This window comes from Lysobacter enzymogenes (assembly GCF_023617245.1).
GTDB lineage: Bacteria > Pseudomonadota > Gammaproteobacteria > Xanthomonadales > Xanthomonadaceae > Lysobacter > Lysobacter yananisis.
In genome coordinates this window covers 5,762,747-5,779,514 of record NZ_CP067396.1, presented here as the reverse complement: position 1 = coordinate 5,779,514, position 16,768 = coordinate 5,762,747, and the positions used below count along the sequence as shown (strand labels likewise).

General features: G+C 68.0%; 18 protein-coding genes and 1 pseudogene. 15 read left to right on the top strand and 4 right to left on the bottom strand.

Annotated features, from left to right (window positions below; translation table 11 throughout):
• Positions 1 to 109: 109 nt before the first annotated feature.
• Positions 110 to 805: a rhomboid family intramembrane serine protease gene (locus JHW41_RS24140; RefSeq protein ID WP_057945921.1), complete on the bottom strand. Its 696-nt coding sequence runs from the start codon at positions 803 to 805 to the stop codon at positions 110 to 112.
• 264 nt (positions 806 to 1,069) lie between these two features.
• Here JHW41_RS24140 and JHW41_RS24135 point away from each other — a divergent pair, with 264 nt between their 5' ends.
• The 6 genes from JHW41_RS24135 to JHW41_RS24110 all read left to right on the top strand — a co-directional run bounded on the left by JHW41_RS24135 (position 1,070) and on the right by JHW41_RS24110 (position 5,847).
• Positions 1,070 to 2,431, top strand: a complete 1,362-nt coding sequence (locus JHW41_RS24135; RefSeq protein ID WP_250448086.1) for an OmpP1/FadL family transporter — start codon at positions 1,070 to 1,072, stop codon at positions 2,429 to 2,431.
• 335 nt (positions 2,432 to 2,766) lie between these two features.
• Entirely contained in the window at positions 2,767 to 3,642 is an 876-nt protein-coding gene (locus JHW41_RS24130; protein ID WP_250448085.1) for a DPP IV N-terminal domain-containing protein, read from the top strand.
• A 111-nt stretch (positions 3,643 to 3,753) separates the two neighbouring features.
• A complete protein-coding gene (locus JHW41_RS24125) occupies positions 3,754 to 4,470 on the top strand; it encodes a MarR family winged helix-turn-helix transcriptional regulator (protein WP_250448083.1) in 717 nt (238 codons plus the stop codon).
• An 80-nt stretch (positions 4,471 to 4,550) separates the two neighbouring features.
• Positions 4,551 to 4,787, top strand: a complete 237-nt coding sequence (locus JHW41_RS24120; RefSeq protein ID WP_250448081.1) for a thioredoxin family protein — start codon at positions 4,551 to 4,553, stop codon at positions 4,785 to 4,787.
• 51 nt (positions 4,788 to 4,838) lie between these two features.
• On the top strand, positions 4,839 to 5,543 hold the full coding sequence (locus JHW41_RS24115; RefSeq protein ID WP_250448080.1) for an MOSC domain-containing protein: 705 nt from the start codon (positions 4,839 to 4,841) through the stop codon (positions 5,541 to 5,543).
• A 49-nt stretch (positions 5,544 to 5,592) separates the two neighbouring features.
• Positions 5,593 to 5,847, top strand: a complete 255-nt coding sequence (locus JHW41_RS24110) for a DUF2164 domain-containing protein (protein ID WP_250448078.1) — start codon at positions 5,593 to 5,595, stop codon at positions 5,845 to 5,847.
• A 123-nt stretch (positions 5,848 to 5,970) separates the two neighbouring features.
• On the opposite strand, the gene JHW41_RS24105 is transcribed toward JHW41_RS24110, so the two are convergent.
• Complete coding sequence (locus JHW41_RS24105) at positions 5,971 to 6,420, bottom strand: DUF3574 domain-containing protein (protein WP_250448076.1); 450 nt, start codon at positions 6,418 to 6,420, stop codon at positions 5,971 to 5,973.
• An 83-nt stretch (positions 6,421 to 6,503) separates the two neighbouring features.
• On the opposite strand from JHW41_RS24105, the pseudogene JHW41_RS27670 reads away from it, so the two are divergent.
• Positions 6,504 to 6,548: pseudogene (locus JHW41_RS27670) on the top strand (hypothetical protein); the annotation flags it as partial.
• Positions 6,549 to 6,692: 144 nt separating this feature from the next.
• Here JHW41_RS27670 and putA read toward each other — a convergent pair.
• Positions 6,693 to 9,857 carry a bifunctional proline dehydrogenase/L-glutamate gamma-semialdehyde dehydrogenase PutA gene (gene putA, locus JHW41_RS24100; RefSeq protein WP_250451253.1) on the bottom strand — a complete coding sequence of 1,055 codons (3,165 nt, stop codon included), beginning with the start codon at positions 9,855 to 9,857 and terminating at the stop codon, positions 6,693 to 6,695.
• A 631-nt stretch (positions 9,858 to 10,488) separates the two neighbouring features.
• Here putA and coxB point away from each other — a divergent pair.
• The 6 genes from coxB (at position 10,489) to JHW41_RS27665 (ending at position 15,097) form a co-directional block, all read left to right on the top strand.
• Positions 10,489 to 11,445 (top strand): cytochrome c oxidase subunit II, encoded by a 957-nt coding sequence (gene coxB / locus JHW41_RS24095; protein ID WP_078999652.1) that lies wholly within the window; start codon positions 10,489 to 10,491, stop codon positions 11,443 to 11,445.
• A gap of 26 nt (positions 11,446 to 11,471) precedes the next feature.
• Positions 11,472 to 13,097: a cytochrome c oxidase subunit I gene (ctaD, locus tag JHW41_RS24090; protein WP_057945929.1), complete on the top strand. Its 1,626-nt coding sequence runs from the start codon at positions 11,472 to 11,474 to the stop codon at positions 13,095 to 13,097.
• Between the two features lie 60 nt (positions 13,098 to 13,157).
• The gene (locus JHW41_RS24085) at positions 13,158 to 13,295 is read left to right on the top strand and encodes a hypothetical protein (RefSeq protein ID WP_175429089.1); all 138 of its coding nucleotides are present in this window, start codon (positions 13,158 to 13,160) and stop codon (positions 13,293 to 13,295) included.
• A 71-nt stretch (positions 13,296 to 13,366) separates the two neighbouring features.
• Positions 13,367 to 13,927: a cytochrome c oxidase assembly protein gene (locus JHW41_RS24080; protein WP_057949897.1), complete on the top strand. Its 561-nt coding sequence runs from the start codon at positions 13,367 to 13,369 to the stop codon at positions 13,925 to 13,927.
• Between the two features lie 35 nt (positions 13,928 to 13,962).
• Complete coding sequence (locus JHW41_RS24075) at positions 13,963 to 14,841, top strand: cytochrome c oxidase subunit 3 (RefSeq protein WP_057945930.1); 879 nt, start codon at positions 13,963 to 13,965, stop codon at positions 14,839 to 14,841.
• Positions 14,842 to 14,986: 145 nt separating this feature from the next.
• Positions 14,987 to 15,097 carry a hypothetical protein gene (locus tag JHW41_RS27665; RefSeq protein WP_428995594.1) on the top strand — a complete coding sequence of 37 codons (111 nt, stop codon included), beginning with the start codon at positions 14,987 to 14,989 and terminating at the stop codon, positions 15,095 to 15,097.
• 36 nt (positions 15,098 to 15,133) lie between these two features.
• Here the strand turns inward: JHW41_RS27665 and JHW41_RS24070 are convergent, their stop codons facing one another.
• Positions 15,134 to 15,361 (bottom strand): twin transmembrane helix small protein, encoded by a 228-nt coding sequence (locus JHW41_RS24070; protein ID WP_057945931.1) that lies wholly within the window; start codon positions 15,359 to 15,361, stop codon positions 15,134 to 15,136.
• A gap of 66 nt (positions 15,362 to 15,427) precedes the next feature.
• Here JHW41_RS24070 and JHW41_RS24065 point away from each other — a divergent pair, with 66 nt between their 5' ends.
• A complete protein-coding gene (locus tag JHW41_RS24065) occupies positions 15,428 to 16,159 on the top strand; it encodes an SURF1 family protein (protein WP_250448074.1) in 732 nt (243 codons plus the stop codon).
• Positions 16,160 to 16,266: 107 nt separating this feature from the next.
• Positions 16,267 to 16,755 (top strand): hypothetical protein, encoded by a 489-nt coding sequence (locus tag JHW41_RS24060; protein ID WP_250451244.1) that lies wholly within the window; start codon positions 16,267 to 16,269, stop codon positions 16,753 to 16,755.
• Positions 16,756 to 16,768: the final 13 nt, after the last annotated feature.

The window sequence follows — 16,768 nt, the reverse complement described above, 5'->3', positions numbered from 1 at the left end:
GCGGGCGATCGAAAGCGCCCGGACCTGTGTCGAGCGTGGGGTCCGCAGGCCGCCAACGCAAGGGCGCAACCCGGCCCGCGTCATGCGATTCCCGGCTGCGGCGCCGGACTCAATACCCGCGCTTGCGCCGCAACCGCCGCGCGATGCCCGCGCGCGCGATCAGCGCGAACGCGCCGCCGAAGGCGAAGCCGGCCAGGTGCGCCGACCAGGCCACTGCGCCGAACGCCGGGCCGATGAAGGTGAACACCACTTGCAGCAGCGCCCACACCCCGATCAGCAGCGGTGCGGGCACTTTGACGAACTGCAGGAACAGGCCCAGCGGCACCACCACGCCGAGCTTGGCGCCGGGGAACAGCGCCAGGTAGGCGCCGATCAGCGCCGACACCGCGCCGCTGGCGCCGATGATCAGCCGGTCCGGGGTGGCGATGGCGATCACCGCGGCGAGATTGGCCACCGCGCCGCCGCACAGGAACAGCGCCAGCAGCCGCCACGGCCCCATCGCCCGCTCGGCCGGCAGGCCGAAGATCAGCAGGAATACCAGGTTGCCGAGCAGATGCGCCCAGTCGGCATGCAGGAACAAGGCGCTGAACAGCCGCAGCAGGCTGCCCTCGCGGACCGCGTCCCACCACGCTTCCGGCGAGGACAGGCCGCCCGACAGCGCGCCCCATTCCAGCATCAGCCGGCGCTGCTCCGGATCGGGCAGGACCACGGCCGAGACGATGAAGCAGATCCACAGCAGCGCGAACAATAACGGGGTTGCCCAACGCAGGCGGGCGCGTTCGCGCGAGGGAATGGCGACGAACACGGCGTCAGCTCCGCGAGACCGCGGCCGCAGTTGCCCTATTCAGGCAAGAAGTCGGCGTAAGTGTCTGTAGGGACTGCGATTGCGACATCGGTACGAGACGAATTTGCCCGGTTGGGCGTATTGTTAGCGTTCGGTTAACGGCCGCGCTATAGTGCATACGGCGTCGTACGTCGGGAGGGGTTTCCGGCGGCATCGCAGTCCGCACTGCGGGGCGATGCACACGGCCGCGACAGACGAAAAAATACTCCAACGGAGAATACACGCATGCAACCCTCACACCGCACCATCCGCCTGACCGCGATCGCATTGGGCGTGGCCGGCGTCATCAGCTTCGGCTCGGCCGGCGCCACCGGTTTCCAGATTCGCGAGAACAGCGTCAAGAACCAGGGCCGCGCCTTTGCCGGCAGCGCCGTTTCGGAGAAGGACGCGTCGGTCGTCTCGAACAACCCGGCGGCGATGGTGAACCTGGACTCGACCACGATCCGTGGCGACGTCACCGCGATCGACCTGACCGCAAAATTCACCGGCAACGGCACCGCCGCGGCTGGCACTCCGGCTGCCCGCGCGATGACCGGCGGCAACGGCGGCGACCCGGGCGACGTGACTCCGGTCCCGGCGCTGTCGATCGTGGTCCCGCTGTCGGGCTCGTTCGAGAAGCTCACCCTGGGCGCCCAGCTCAGCGCGCCGTTCGGCCTGAAGACCGAATACGACCCGAACTGGATCGGCCGCTACAGCGCCATCGAGTCGGAAGTGAAGACCATCGACCTGACCCTGTCGGCCGCGGTCAAGCTGACCGACCGCTTCTCGGTCGGCGCCGGCTTCGTCTACGAGCGCGCCGAGGCGACGCTGACCAACGCCGTCGACTTCGGCGGCCTGATCTGCCGCATGAGCCCGGCCGCCTGCGCGGTGCCGAACACCCCGTACGGCCCGCAGCGCGCCGACGGCCTGGCCAAGGTCAAGGGCGACGATACCGGCATCGGCTGGATCCTGGGCTTCCAGTGGAAGCCGACCGACCGCCTGGCGATCGGTTACTCGCACCGCTCCGAGATCGACCACGACCTGGAAGGCACGGTGACCTTCACCAAGCCGGCCTCGGTCGCTCCGCTGCTGGCCAACACCGTGTACAACACGGCGCCGGGCGGCGCGGCGCTGACCACGCCGAGCACCGACACGCTGAGCGTGTCCTACGCCTTCTCCGACCAGTTCCGCATGATGTTCGATGCGCAGAAGACCGATTGGCACTCGCTGCAGACCGTGGAAATCAAGCGTTTCGACGGCATCGACATCAGCAAGGAAGAGTTCCAGTGGGAAGACACGATGATGTACGCGCTGGGCGCCGAATACGATCTCAATGATCGTTTCACCCTGCGCGGCGGCATCGCCAAGGACGAAACCCCGACCAACGACACCCACCGCACCCCGCGCCTGCCCGACAACGACCGTACCCTGTACTCGGTCGGCCTGACCTGGAACGCGAACGAGCACCTGAGCGTGGACGCCGCGTTCACCCGCATCCAGATCGACAGCCCGGACGTGGACATCGTCTCCACTAGCGGCTCGACCCTGGTCGGCAAGTTCAAGGGCCACGCCAACCTGTTCGGCGTCTCGGCGCAGTACAAGTTCTAATTTTCAGCCCTACCTAAAGCGAAAAAAAGCCCCGCTACGACGGGGCTTTTTTTTGGTTCTTGCTGGCGTGTACTACGCATGATGGTGCTTGTCAGTCACGACTTGTTAGTTAGGTTTGCGATGCAAGGCTGCGTTCAAAACGCATTTTCAGTGCATGCAAAGGGCGCAAGTTCAAAAGCTGAGTTCATGGTGCCTCAGTTGAAGTGAGCCGTCGTCCCATTCAGAGCGAAACATAGTCCGTACACTTGGTTGGCAGAGCCTTTTGATAGTGGCGCTCTGCGCAACATGTGCTTCGTCTGCATCTCGGTCTCTGTATGAATCATGAGGAGCACTCAATGAAGGGAATTCTTGCGCCTCTTTCGCTACTGGCCATGTCGATAGTGTCGTCGCCCGTATTTGCGCAAGATGCGACCGCATATCCGTGTTTTCAGTGCTCCGATGCGGAGATGGTCGGAGTTGCCAAGTCTTATGGCTCTGGAACTAGATACATCTATAGCCTCATGGACAGGATTGCGGGGTTCAATGTCCAAGGCAATTCGGTGACATCTTTTCCGCCTGATCAGTTCGTGCAAGATCAATTCTGGGCACTCTCCAATCTTTACATCGAATCCAACGGCTCGATGATAATTTCCATCGTGTTGACTATTCCGGAGAGTGAGGCAGGCCTTGCGTCGCCCGTCGTTGCACGATCGGTCGCTGCGAAAGATCGAGTTGTCGCGATGGCCGGCGACGGAACCGTCAATGCTTATGATGTCTTGAGGTCGAGCCAAGCTCGCAATCTTGTAGATCAAAAGCTCAAAGAAAACCCGAAGATGGCATTCACAGCGGCTGCTTCGAGCATGGGAAGGGCCATCAAGTTCGAGCATCTCACGAGCGGAAATGCAAAGCTAAGTACCGAGGTCAAGTTCCCAGATGGCAGCAGAGTTGTATTTGTTTTCAACTACGACACGAAAATCTGGGAGTACGCTAAGGGAACTGCAGTAGACTCCAACAACAATTCGATTCCGGATGTTGCTACTGATTTCGCAGGTGGAGATGTAGGCTATGCGGAGTTTGGTTTCAGCAGTGGATTCGGCTCCGACGTTACGGATTTCATCCATCGAGCAAACATGATGGGCATTCCCGTCACTGGACAGCGTGGCTCGGGAAAGACCGGCATTGCTTGCACTAAAGTCGGCTCGTCAATCAGGTGTCAACTGGTCTCGCTTTAGGCAGCGCAATGTAGTCAATGAATGCAAAGCCCCGCTTCGGCGGGGCTTTCTTTTTGCCCGTTCGCCGGCCAGGACTTGACCAATTAATTTAGGAGTCCTAATAATATCGCCATGAGCGATCCCGCTTTCCATCTGCGCCAGACCGCCCTGGGCCTGGAGCGCCTGGGCGGCCTGATGCGCGCGCAGCAGTGGCGCGAGCCGGACGCGTACGCGCTGCATCCGGCCCAGCGCGCGCTGTTGGAGCTGCTGGGCGAGGACAAGCGCGGTTGGCGGGTCGGCGAGCTGGCGCAGCGCCTGGGCGTGTCGGCGGCCAGCGCCAGCGACACCATCGCCGCGTTGCAGGCGCGCGAACTGGTGCGGCGCGAGCGCGATCCCGACGACGGCCGCGCGGTGCGCGTGCATCCGAGCCGGCGCGGGCTGGCCTGGCTGCGCCGCAGCCGCGCCCGCGGCGGGCTCGGCGAGCGCTTGCTGGCGACGTTGGCGCCGGACGAACTGGCGGCGTTCTCGCGTTCGCTGCAGTTGTTGATCCTGCAGGCCCAGCGCGAAGGGCTGGCGACCGGGCTGCGCACCTGCGCCGGTTGCGAGTTCTTCCGTCCGTTCGAAGGCGGCGGCGACGCCCCGCATTACTGCGCCCTGGTCGGCGCCGCGTTCGGCGACGCGCAGCTGCGCGTGGATTGCGCCGAACACCGGCCGCGCGCCGCGGATGCGCGCGCCGGCGCGCTGGATGCGGTGGCCGCGCGGTTCCGCGCCGGCGCCGGCGATCACCGCGACACGACATCGCGCCGCGGCCCCGCGCCGAAGCGCACGCATTCCGCAGCCGCGGAATAGGCGGGCGGCGGCCGACTGGCATCGGCGCGCCGCCCTTCCTCTCACCACCCGTCTAAGAGCAAGCAAGAGGAGATTCCAGTATGCGTCAGAAAGCCGTGTTCTTTCATGCCGGTTGCCCGGTGTGCGTGGCCGCCGAACAGCAGGTCGCCGAAGCCATCGACCGCGCGCGTTTCGAGGTCGAGGTCGTGCACCTGGGCGAGGCCTCGGCGCGGATCGCCGAGGCCCGCGCGGCCGGGGTGATCTCGGTGCCGGCCCTGGTCCTGCAGGAGCAGGTCTTCCACATCAACTTCGGCGCGGCCTTGTCCGACCTGGGTTGAGTCCGACCGCGCCGGCCGCGTGCGCGCGGCCGGCGCCTGGGGGAGACCGCGATGGGATCGAACGAGGCGGGAACGACGGTGACCGCGCTGCTGTGCGGTCGCGCCGTCGCCTACAGCCGGCCGGGCAGCGTCAGCGCGATCGACAAGCGGCCGTTGCACGGCCCGGTGCGGATCGGCGAGCTCGGCCTGGACGGCGACGAGCAGGGCGACCTGCGCGTGCACGGCGGGCCGGACAAGGCCGTGCACCACTATCCGCGCGAGCACTACCGGCGTTGGCGCGAGGAGGTCGGCGCGCACGCGCTGTTCGACGCGCCCGGCGCGTTCGGCGAGAACCTCAGCAGCGAAGGCCTGGACGAGGCCGCGGTGTGCCTGGGCGATCGCTACCGCTTCGGCGAGGTCCTGCTCGAAGTGAGCCAGGCGCGGCAGCCGTGCTGGAAGCTCAACGACCGCTTCGGCGTCGCCGACATGGCGCGGCGGATGCAGGCCAACGGCCGCACTGGCTGGTACTACCGGGTGATCGAAGCCGGCCGGGCCGAGGCCGGCGAACGCTTGCATCTGATCGCGCGGCCGTGGCCGCGGTGGTCGCTGCAGCGCATCGCGACGATGCTGTTCGTGCGCACGCTCGACCGCGAAGAACTGCAGGCCGCGCTGGCCTTGCCGCTGGTGCCGTCGTGGCGCAAGCTGGTCGAAGCCCGGCTCGCGCGCGGCCAGGTCGAGGATTGGAGCAAGCGGATCGACGGGCCATCGCGCAGCTGATCGCCGCCGCGGCGCGCACCCGTCCACCAGCAAAGGCCCGAGTAAACGAATGGAAACGATCCGGTTCGTCGCCGAGGAAAAGGCGCTGTTGGTCGCGCGGTTGCAGCGTTACTTCAGCGAAGAGCTCAAGCAATCGATCGGGCGCTTCGATGCGGAGTTCATGCTCGACTTCATTTCCGAGGAACTCGGCGCGTACTACTACAACCGCGGCGTCGCCGATGCGCAGGCGGTGCTGGCGGCGAAGGTCGAGGACCTGGCCGATGCGGTGTGGCAGCTGGAGCGGCCGACCGAATTCAAGCGCTGAGGTTCGGCCTCGCCCGAGAAAAAACATCGGGCCTGAAGGCCATCCCACAACAGCGCGAGCCGCGACGGGGCGCTGTCGTGGGAGGGCCTTCAGGCCCGATGCTTTCCGCTCCGCAGCGACGAACTAACCGACCCGCCCACGCGGTTTCGCCGTAACCGCGAAGCACGCCCGCACCGGCGAACTCACGATCAGCACCGCCTCCTGCTTGAACCGTCGCTTGTACTCGTCGGCGATCTCGACCACGCGCTTGCGTTCCTCGGCGGTGTCCGCATGGATCACGTCGATCGCGCGCGAATCTTCCTGCTCGACCTGGCCGCTGTCGCCGCGCCACTGCCCCTTGGCCTGGTAGACGGTGAGCCCGGCGGGGAAGCGCGGGGTGACGACTTCGGCCAGGAACGACTGCCACTGCGCTTCGCCGACCGGGCCGTCGGGACTGTTCATGCCGAACAGCACCCGGTCCTGGCGGCGTTCGGCGCAAGCCGAGGGATCGCCGGGCTTGACCGGCAGCGGCGCCAGCGAGGCGCAGGCGCTGAGCGCGCACAGGGCGATGGCGAGCGAGAAGGGGCGGAGCATCGGCGATCGTCCGAAGAGGCGGCAGGCGCCAGCGTACTGCGCGGGAGCCCGGGGCATGTTGCGACTGCGGTCGAGGGTTTGCGGTGAGGGTGCGATTCGGCCGATACAAAAGCGTCGGGCCTGAAGGCCCTCCCACAACAGCCCGGGCCTTGCGGCGACCGCTGTCGTGGGAAGGCCTTCAGGCCCGACGCTTTCCGTTCCGGCGCGGCCGAACTGCGCGCAAACAAAAGGCGCGGCCGCCGCGGCGGCCGCGCCTTCGTCGCATCGCCCGATCAGTCGCCCAGCGTCAGCAGCGAGGCGTTGCCGCCGGCCGCGGTGGTGTTGACGGTGACGGTCTTCTCGGTGGTGAAGCGCGGCAGGTAGTGCGGGCCGCCGGCCTTGGGGCCGGTGCCGGACAGGTTCTGGCCGCCGAAGGGCTGCACCCCGACCACCGCGCCGATCTGGTTGCGGTTGACGTAGCAGTTGCCGACCTTGACCCGGGTGCTGATGCGCTCGATGGTCTCGTCGATGCGCGAGTGGATGCCCAGGGTCAGGCCGTAGCCGGTGGCGTTGATCGCGTCGATCACCGCGTCGAGCTGGTCGGCCTTCCAGCGGATCACGTGCAGCACCGGGCCGAACACTTCCTTGTGCAGCTGGCCGAGCGACTTCAGCGCGTAGGCGCGCGGGGCGAAGAAGCTGCCGTTCGCGGCGTCGGCGTCGAGCGCGACTTCGGCGATCTTGGTCGCTTCGCCGTCCATGCGCGCGGCGTGCTCGCGTAGCATCTTCAGCGCGTCCTCGTCGATCACCGGGCCGACGTCGGTCGATAGCAGGCCGGGGTCGCCGACCTTCAGCTCGGCCATCGCGCCGGCGAGCATGTGGGTGACCTTGTCGGCGATGTCGTCCTGCACGAACAGCACGCGCGCGGCCGAGCAGCGCTGGCCGGCCGAGGTGAAGGCCGAGCCGATCGCGTCCTTGACCAGTTGTTCGGGCAGCGAGGACGAGTCGGCGATCAGCGCGTTCTGGCCGCCGGTCTCGGCGATCAGCACGCCGATGGCGGCGTCGCGCGCGGCCAGCGCGCGGTTGATCGCGCGCGCGGTGTCGGTCGAACCGGTGAAGGCGACGCCGGCGACGCGCGGATCGCGGGTCAGCGCGGCGCCGACGGTGGCGCCGTCGCCGGGCAGGAACTGCAGCACCGCTTCGGGAACGCCGGCTTCGTGCAGCAGCTTGACCGCGTAGTAGCCGATCAGGTTGGTCTGCTCGGCCGGCTTGGCGATGACGCTGTTGCCGGCGGCCAGGGCGGCGGAGATCTGGCCGAGGAAGATCGCCAGCGGGAAGTTCCACGGGCTGATGCAGACGAACACGCCGCGGCCGGACAGGTGCAGGGTGTTGGATTCGCCGGTCGGGCCCGGCAGCGCTTCGGGCGCGAACAGCTTGCGCGCCTGGGCACCGTAGTAGCGCAGAAAGTCGACCGCTTCGCGCACTTCGGCGACGCCGTCGGGGATGGTCTTGCCGGCTTCCTTGGTGCACAGCGCGATGTAAGCGGGCATCCGGTCCTCGAGCAGCTGCGCGGCGTGTTCGAGGATCGCGGCGCGGCTCGCGGCCGGAGTCGCGTCCCAGCCTTCCTGCGCGGCGACCGCGTTCTTCAGCGCTTGCTCGACCGCGGCGCTGTCGGCGGGCTTCCACTGGCCGACGATCTCGCGGCGGTCGGCCGGGTTGGTCACGGCGATGTCGGCGCCGCCGACCGACGCGCCCGGCACCAGCGGCGCGGCGCGCCAGTCGGTGCGGGCGGCGGCGTTGACGTCGGCGGCGAGGGACTGCAGTTGCTGATCGTTGGCGAGGTTGACGCCCATGGAATTGGTCCTGTCGTAGCCGAAGCTGCGGTAGAGATCGGCCGGAAGCGGAATGCGCGGATGCGGGATGCTGGCGAAGCCGGACACCGTTTCAACCGGATCCTGGATCAGGTCGTCGATGGCGATGTCCTCGTCGGTGATGCGGTTGACGAAGCTGGAGTTGGCGCCGTTCTCGAGCAGGCGCCGCACCAGGTACGGCAGCAGGTCTTCGTGCGAGCCGACCGGCGCGTACACGCGGCACGGCGCGTTCAGGCGGTCGGCCGGAATCACTTCGGCGTAGAGATCGTCGCCCATGCCGTGCAGCTTCTGGAACTCGAAGTGCTTTTCGCGGCCCATCGCCTTGGCGCGCTGGTGGATGGTGGCGATGGTCTGGGCGTTGTGGGTGGCGAACATCGGATAGATCGCATCCGAGGCCTCCAGCATGCGTCGCGCGTTGGCCAGGTACGACACGTCGGTGTTCGGCTTGCGGGTGAACACCGGATAGCCGAGCTGGCCGTCGACCTGGGCGCGCTTGACCTCGCTGTCCCAGTACGCCCCCTTGACCAGGCGCACCGGGATGCGGCGGCCGACCCGGCGGGCGAGGTCGGCGATGAAGGCGATCGCCTCGGGCGCGCGCTTCTGGTACGCCTGGATCGCAAGGCCGTAGCCTTCCCAGCCGTCCAGCGAGGCGTCGCTGTAAGCCGCGGCGATCACGTCCAGCGACAGCTCCAGGCGGTCGGCTTCCTCGGCGTCGATGGTGAAGCCGATGCCGTAGCCCTTGGCCAGCTGGGCCAGTTCCAGCACGCGCGGGGTCAGCTCGGCGAACACGCGCTCGCGCTTGGCGTGCTCGTAGCGCGGGTGCAGCGCGGAGAGCTTGACCGAGATCGACGGGGTGGCGAACACGTCGGCATTTTTAAAATTGCCGCTCTTGCCTATGGCGTGGATCGCGTCGCGGTAGGCCTGCAGGTAGCGCAGCGCGTCCTTGGTGGTCAGCGCGCCTTCGCCGAGCATGTCGAACGAGTAGCGGTAGTTGCCGTTGTCGCCCTTCTTCGAGCGCGCCAGCGCCTCGCCGATGCTGCGGCCCATGACGAACTGGTGGCCCATGATGCGCATGGCCTGGCGCACCGCGAGGCGGATCACCGGCTCGCCGACGCGGCCGATCAGGCGCTTGAAGGCGTTGTGGACGTCGCGCTTGGTGTCGTCGGCGAGGTCGACCAGGGTGCCGGTCAGCATCAGGCCCCAGGTCGAGGCGTTGACCAGCACCGAATCGGACTGGCCCAGGTGGCGCTTCCAGTCGGCCTCGCCCAATTTGTCGCGGATCAGCTTGTCCGCGGTCTCCTGGTCCGGAATGCGCAGCAGCGCCTCGGCCACGCACATCAGCAGCACGCCTTCCTCGCTGCCGAGGTCGTACTGGCGCATGAAGGCTTCGATCGCGCCCTGGTCCTGGGCGCGGGCGCGGACCCGGCGGACCAGGTCGGCGGCGGTGGCCTGGGCGGCGGCGCGGTCGGCCTCGGGCAGGCGCGCCAGCTCGAGCAGGCCGCGCACGTGCTGCGCTTCGTCGCGGACCCAGCCTTCGGTGAGCGCGGCGCGCGGGCCGGCCGGCGGCGCCGGCAGTTCGGGGCTGATCATCGCCGACAGCGGCTGGGCGCCGGGGCGCGGCGGCGGGCCGTCGCTGGCGACGGCGGAGGGAGCGTTGGTGGACATCGGACCCGGGACAGGGGTGGGAAGTCCGCCATTTTAGAGCTTTCTCTCGACCGCAATCTGCCCTTTTTCGGCTGGATCGCAGGCCCCGTACACCATCCGCCGGGGTAGGGCGGCCGGCCCCCGCGCGGGCCCGGAGCGCTCGCGCGGACAGGCGAACCGGCCGTTCCGGCAAGGCCTGCGGCGGCGCCGCGGACTTGCCTGTGCAACCCGCAATCGATGCGCTAACTTGCATCGGTCACGTTTGCGACGCAGGCCCGCGCCGCGCTCCCGGCCGCTCCTGCGCGATGCAAACCCGCGCCGGCGCTGGCTCTGCGCGATTTTCGCGGCGCGGCGCACGCGGCAAGTGGCGGGTTGCCGCAGGGCGGGGCCGCCGCTACCATTTCTCGGTTATCCGTAGCGCCGATCCGGCGTGATGGGCCCGGCAGGGCTCGCCAGCCACCTCGCAGTGCCCGCATGGTCCGCGCGCCCCTTCCAGGGCGCCGCCGGTGCCGGGGACGGGGGCAGCCCGCGGAGCGCGCGTTAGATCACCACACTGATTTATTCGGGGCTCGAACTGATGAAAGCCGGTCGTTTCAAGCAGTGGGCAGCGGGCGTCGCCGCAATGGCGTTGCCGGTCCTCGCGTTCGCGCAGGCGGCCGATCCCAAGCCGTGGCAATTGAATATGGGCAAGGGCGTCACCGCCCAGTCGATGAACGCCCACTCCGCGCACATGCTGGCGCTGTGGATCTGCGTGGTGATCGGCATCCTGGTCTTCGGCGCGATGGCCGTGGCCATGTTCAAGTTCCGCAAGTCCAAGGGCGCCGTGCCCGACAAGGACTTCGTCCACAGCACCAAGCTGGAGATCGTCTGGACGGTCGTGCCGGTGGCGCTGCTGGTGCTGATGGCGTTCCCGGCCACCAGCAAGCTGATCAACATGTACGACACCCGCGACTCGGCGATGACGGTGAAGATCACCGGCATCCAGTGGCTGTGGAAGTACGAGTACCTCGGCGAGGGCGTGGCCATCACCAGCCGCCTGGACCGCAAGAGCGACCAGCTGCGCCAGAGCGGCAAGCACGTCACCGCCGCCGACCACGAGCACTACCTGCTCGACGTCGACAACGTGCTGGTGCTGCCGACCGACACCAAGATCCGCTTCGTGATCACCGCCGACGACGTCATCCACGCCTGGTGGGTCCCGGCGCTGGGCTGGAAGCAGGACGCGATCCCGGGCATCGTCAACGAGGCCTGGACCGACATCAAGGAGCCGGGCATCTACCGCGGCCAGTGCGCCGAGCTGTGCGGCAAGGACCACGGCTTCATGCCGATCGTCGTGCGCGCGGTGCCCAAGGCCGAGTACCAGCAGTGGCTGGCCGAGCAGAAGGCCAAGAACGCCCCGGCGCCGGCTCCGGCCGCAGCGCCCGCGGCCGCTCCCGCTCCCGCCGCTCCCGCCGCCGCCCAGGCCCAGCCTGCCGGCACTGCCAGTTCCGATGCCCCGGCCGCCGCCCCGAAGGGCGCCGCGACCGCCGGTTGATCGTCCGCATTTCTCAGAGGTAGGTCATGGCAGCCACGCACCCCGTCGCCGATCACCACGATCATCACGATGATCACGCCCACCAGCAGGGCTTCATCGAGCGTTGGTTCTTCTCGACCAACCACAAGGACATCGGCACGCTGTATCTGATCTTCAGCTTCGTGATGTTCATCATCGGCGCCGCCATGTCGGTGGTGATCCGAGCGGAGCTGGCCGAACCGGGCCTGCAGTTCGTCAAGCCCGAGTTCTTCAACCAGATGACCACCATGCACGCGCTGGTGATGATCTTCGGCGGCGTGATGCCGGCCTTCGTCGGCCTGGCCAACTGGATGATCCCGCTGCAGATCGGCGCGCCGGACATGGCGCTGCCGCGCATGAACAACTGGTCGTTCTGGATCCTGCCGTTCGCCTTCAGCCTGCTGCTGATGACCCTGTTCCTGCCGGGCGGTGCGCCGGCCGGCGGCTGGACCCTGTACCCGCCGCTGTCGCTGCAGGGCGGCTCCAACGTCGCCTTCGCGATCTTCGCGATCCACATGATGGGCATCAGCTCGATCATGGGCGCGATCAACGTCATCGCCACCATCCTCAACATGCGCGCCCCGGGCGTGGACCTGCTGAAGATGCCGATCTTCTGCTGGACCTGGCTGATCACCGCGTTCCTGCTGATCGCGGTGATGCCGGTGCTGGCCGGCGCGGTGACGATGCTGCTGACCGACAAGTTCTTCGCCACCTCGTTCTTCAACGCGGCCGGCGGCGGCGACCCGGTGATGTTCCAGCACATCTTCTGGTTCTTCGGGCACCCCGAGGTCTACATCATGATCCTGCCGGCGTTCGGCGTGGTCTCGGAGATCATCCCGACCTTCGCCCGCAAGCCGCTGTTCGGCTACCAGGCCATGGTGTACGCGACCGCCTCGATCGCCTTCCTCTCGTTCATCGTGTGGGCGCACCACATGTTCACCGTCGGCATGCCGCTCGGTGGCGAGATCTACTTCATGTTCGCGACGATGCTGATCGCGGTGCCGACCGGCGTGAAGGTGTTCAACTGGGTCACCACGATGTGGCGCGGCTCGATGACGTTCGAGGCGCCGATGCTGTGGGCCGTGGCGTTCGTCATCCTGTTCACCATCGGCGGCTTCTCGGGCCTGATGCTGGCGATCGTCCCGGCCGACTTCCAGTACCACGACACCTACTTCGTGGTCGCCCACTTCCACTACGTGCTGGTCACCGGCGCGCTGTTCTCGATCATCGCCGCGGTCTACTTCTGGTGGCCGAAGTGGACCGGCCGCATGTACAGCGAGGGCCTGGCCAAGTTCCACTTCTGGTGGACGATGATCTTCGTCAACCTGCTGTTCTTCCCGCAGCACTTCCTGGGCCTGGCCGGCATGCCGCGCCGCATCCCGGACTACAACGTGGTGTTCGCGGACTGGAACCTGATCAGCTCGATCGGCGCGTTCGGCATGTTCCTGACGCCGTTCATGATGGCCGGCATCCTGCTGCTGTCGAAGAAGTCCGGCGCCAAGGCCGAAGCGCGCGCCTGGGAAGGCGCCCGCGGCCTGGAGTGGACGGTGCCGAGCCCGGCTCCGCACCACACCTTCGGCACCCCGCCGGTGATCCGCGACGGCGACCTGGCCCACGGCGACATCACACATTGATCGCGGCATCCGGCGCTGCGGTCTGACGATCGCGGCGCCGGCACCGACGGGAGGCCGAACATGACCCCGATCCAGGAACCGCAGGACCTCGCCCAGCGCCGCGCCGCCGCGCGGCGGACCGCGTTGTGGTTCGGCGCGGCCGCGGTCGCGGTGTACGTGTTGTTCATCCTCAGCGGCGTGTTCGGAGCCGGCCAGTGAGCGCCGCCCGCGACCCGCGCGAGTCGCCGCCGCAGGACCTCGCCGAGACCCGCCGGCAGGCCTCGCCGAAGATGGTCAAGCTCATGGTCGGCGTGGCCCTGGGCGCGTTCGCCTTCACCTTCGCCCTGGTGCCGCTGTACCGCATCGCCTGCGAGAAGGTGTTCGGCATCCGCCTGGAGCGCGGCGTCGCCGAAGCCGACGTCGGCGGCCGCGCGGTCGGCGACCGCATCGTCACCGTGCAGTTCGACGGCAGCGTCAATTCCAAGCTGCCGTGGGAATTCCGCCCGCACGTGATCAGCATGAAGGTGCGCCCGGGCGAGCAGTACGAAACCACCTACTACGCGCGCAACACCAGCGATGCGGCCATCGTCGGCAGCGCCTCGCCTTCGGTGGCGCCGGCGCGCGCGTCGGGCTATTTCAACAAGACCGAATGCTTCTGCTTCACCGCGCAAACGCTGCAGGCCGGCGAGTCGCGCGAGATGCCGGTGCGCTTCATCGTCGATCCGAACCTCCCGGAAGGCGTCGAGACGCTCACCCTGTCCTACACTTTCTTCAAGAACGACGTGCTCACCGCACGGCTGCAGCAAGGCGCGGTCTCCAAGACCCCGTCCTCGCCGCTGGCCGCGCCTTGAGTTGGCTTCGCACCACCTGACTACGGAATGCCGCCATGGGCCAAGCGCACTCGCCAGACGCCAACATCTACTACGTCCCGCATAGCAGCCGCTGGCCGTTCCTCGGTTCGATCGGGCTGTTCACCCTGATGATCGGCGTGGCCAGCTGGCTCAACGAAGTCAGCTGGGGCAAGCCCACCTTCTTCGTCGGCGTGGCGATGATGATCGCGGTGCTGTTCGGCTGGTTCGGCGACGTGGTCAAGGAGTCGGTGCGCGGCAACTACAACAAGCAGGTCGACGTCTCGTTCCGGATGGGGATGATCTGGTTCATCTTCTCCGAGGTGATGTTCTTCGCCGCGTTCTTCGGCGCGCTGTTCTACGCCCGCCAGCTCGCGCTGCCGTGGCTGGGCGGCGAAGGCGACGGCGTGATGACCAACAGCCTGCTGTGGCCGGAATTCAGCGCGGCCTGGCCGAGCTCGGGCCCGGCCGGCGTCGGCGGCCACTTCCAGACCATCCCGGCCTGGGGCCTGCCGCTGCTCAACACCCTGATCCTGCTGACCTCCGGCAGCACCGTCACCGCCGCGCATCACGCGCTCAAGAGCGGCCACCGCAAGTCGCTGCTGTTCTGGCTCGGCGCGACCGTGCTGCTGGGCTGCGTGTTCCTGTTCTTCCAGGCCGAGGAATACATCCACGCCTACAAGGAACTGAACCTGACCCTGGGCTCGGGCATCTACGGCTCGACCTTCTTCATGCTCACCGGCTTCCACGGCGCGCACGTGACCCTGGGCACGATCATGCTCGCGGTGATCTGGTTCCGCTGCCTGAAGGGCCACTTCGACAAGGACAACCACTTCGCGTTCGAAGCGGTGGCCTGGTACTGGCACTTCGTCGACGTGGTGTGGCTGGGCCTGTTCCTGTTCGTCTACGTGCTGTAAGCGCGGGCGACGCCATCGCAGCGAAAGGCCGGCCCGGTGGCCGGCCTTTCGTTTTGCAGGGCTCGGGCGGTTTCGGCCCGCTCTTGTGGGAGGGCCTTCAGGCCCGAGGCTTTCCGCCCAAGTCGCGGCGAACTGAAACAAGAGCATCGGGCCTGAAGGCCCTCCCACAACAGCTTCGCCGGGCCTTGCAGCAGGGGGCCGGGCACGCAGCGACCGGCCGCCGCATCGCGGCGGCGCCCCGAACGGGCGACAATAGCGGTTTCCAGGACGCCGGCCGCGGCGCCCGGCCGGATCAGCCCGGATTCGAACCCACGCCGTGCGGCGTGATCCAGCCCATCCAGATCGACACCGCCACGATCAGGATCAGTGCGACGGACAGCACGATGCGGCGGGTCAGGGCGTTGACCGTGCGTTTGCTCTGACCCTTGTCCACCAGCATGTAGTAGAGGCCCGCTCCCAGGTTCCACAGGATGACCGCCAGGAACGCCACCACCAGCAGGACTTTCAGTTCTTGGCTCATCGAAGCCTCGTGCGGCGCGCGCGTGGGTGCGAAAGCGGGATTATCGCAGCACGCCGGGAGCTTGGGGTGAGCCGCCGCGGCAACCTGTTGCTGGGTTGGACGCTGGCGCTGGCGGCGATCGCGCTGTTCGCCAACCTCGGCCTGTGGCAGGCGCGGCGCGCGGTGGAGAAGCAGGCCATGCTCGACGCCGCCGCGCGCGTGCTCGGCGAGCGCGTGCCGCAGCCGCTGTCGGTCGCCGACGATCCGCACCGCGCGCGCGACTACGACTGGGCCGCGGGCCTGGGCCGTTTCGACGAACGCGGGCCGCTGCTGCTCGACAACCAGCAGCGCGGCGGCCGCGCCGGCGTGCGCGTCTACCGGATCTTCGTGCCGCGCGCCGGCCTGCCGCTGTTGGTCGACCTGGGCTGGCTGCCGCTGGGCGGCGAGCGCAAGCTGCCGGCGGTGCCGCGCCCGGACGGCGAACTGGCCCTGCGCGGCCTGCTCAGCGCGCCGCCGTCGGTCGGCATCGCGCTCGGCCCCGGCCTCGGCCGCGACGGCGAAGGCTGGCTGCTGACCCGCGTGGACACCCGCGCGATCGCCGCCGCGACCGGCCTGTCGGCGCCGCTGGCGCCGCGCGTGCTGCGCCTGGACCCCGACCTGACGCTGGGCTACGAGCGCGACCTGGAACTGCTCAGCAACACCTTGCCGCCGGACAAGCACCGCGGCTATTCCCTGCAATGGTTCGCACTCGCCGCGGCGGTGCTGGCCACTGCGTTGATCCTGACTTTCCGGCGTCCGCGCCGCGGAACCGACCGATGACCGAACCCCTGCCTCCCGCGAGCGAGCCCGCCGCGCGCGTCTCCGACGCCCAGCGCAACCGCAACCGCCTGACCCTGCTGCTGATCGCCGCGTTCTTCTTCGTGCCGATGCTGGTGGCCGGGGTCATGCGCTTCACCGACCGCCACCCGGCGATCAACCGCCAGCACGGCGAGCTGCTCGAACCCAAGCCGGACCTGCGCGAGCTGGCGCCGAACCTGATCGACGGCAAGCCCTATCCGTGGAACCCGGGCGCCCGGGTCTGGCGCATCCTGGTCGCGCCCAAGCCGGATTGCGCGCAGGAGTGCGTCGCGTTGTCGCACGAGCTGGACACGGTCTGGCAGCTGTTCGGCAAGGACGCCGACCAGGTCGACCTGCTGTGGCTCGGCGAGCCGCCGGCCGGCGCCGCGCGTCCGGCGTCGTTGCGCGTGCTCGGCCCCGCGCCGCAACTGCGCGAACGCCTGCCGCGGCTGGACGACCCGGCCGGGACCCCGGTCTATGTGGTCGACCCGAACGGCTTCGTGATTCTGCGCTACGCTCCCGGCTTCCAACCCGGCGGGCTGCGCACCGACCTGAGCCGGCTGCTGAAACTGATGTGACGACGGGCCGGCG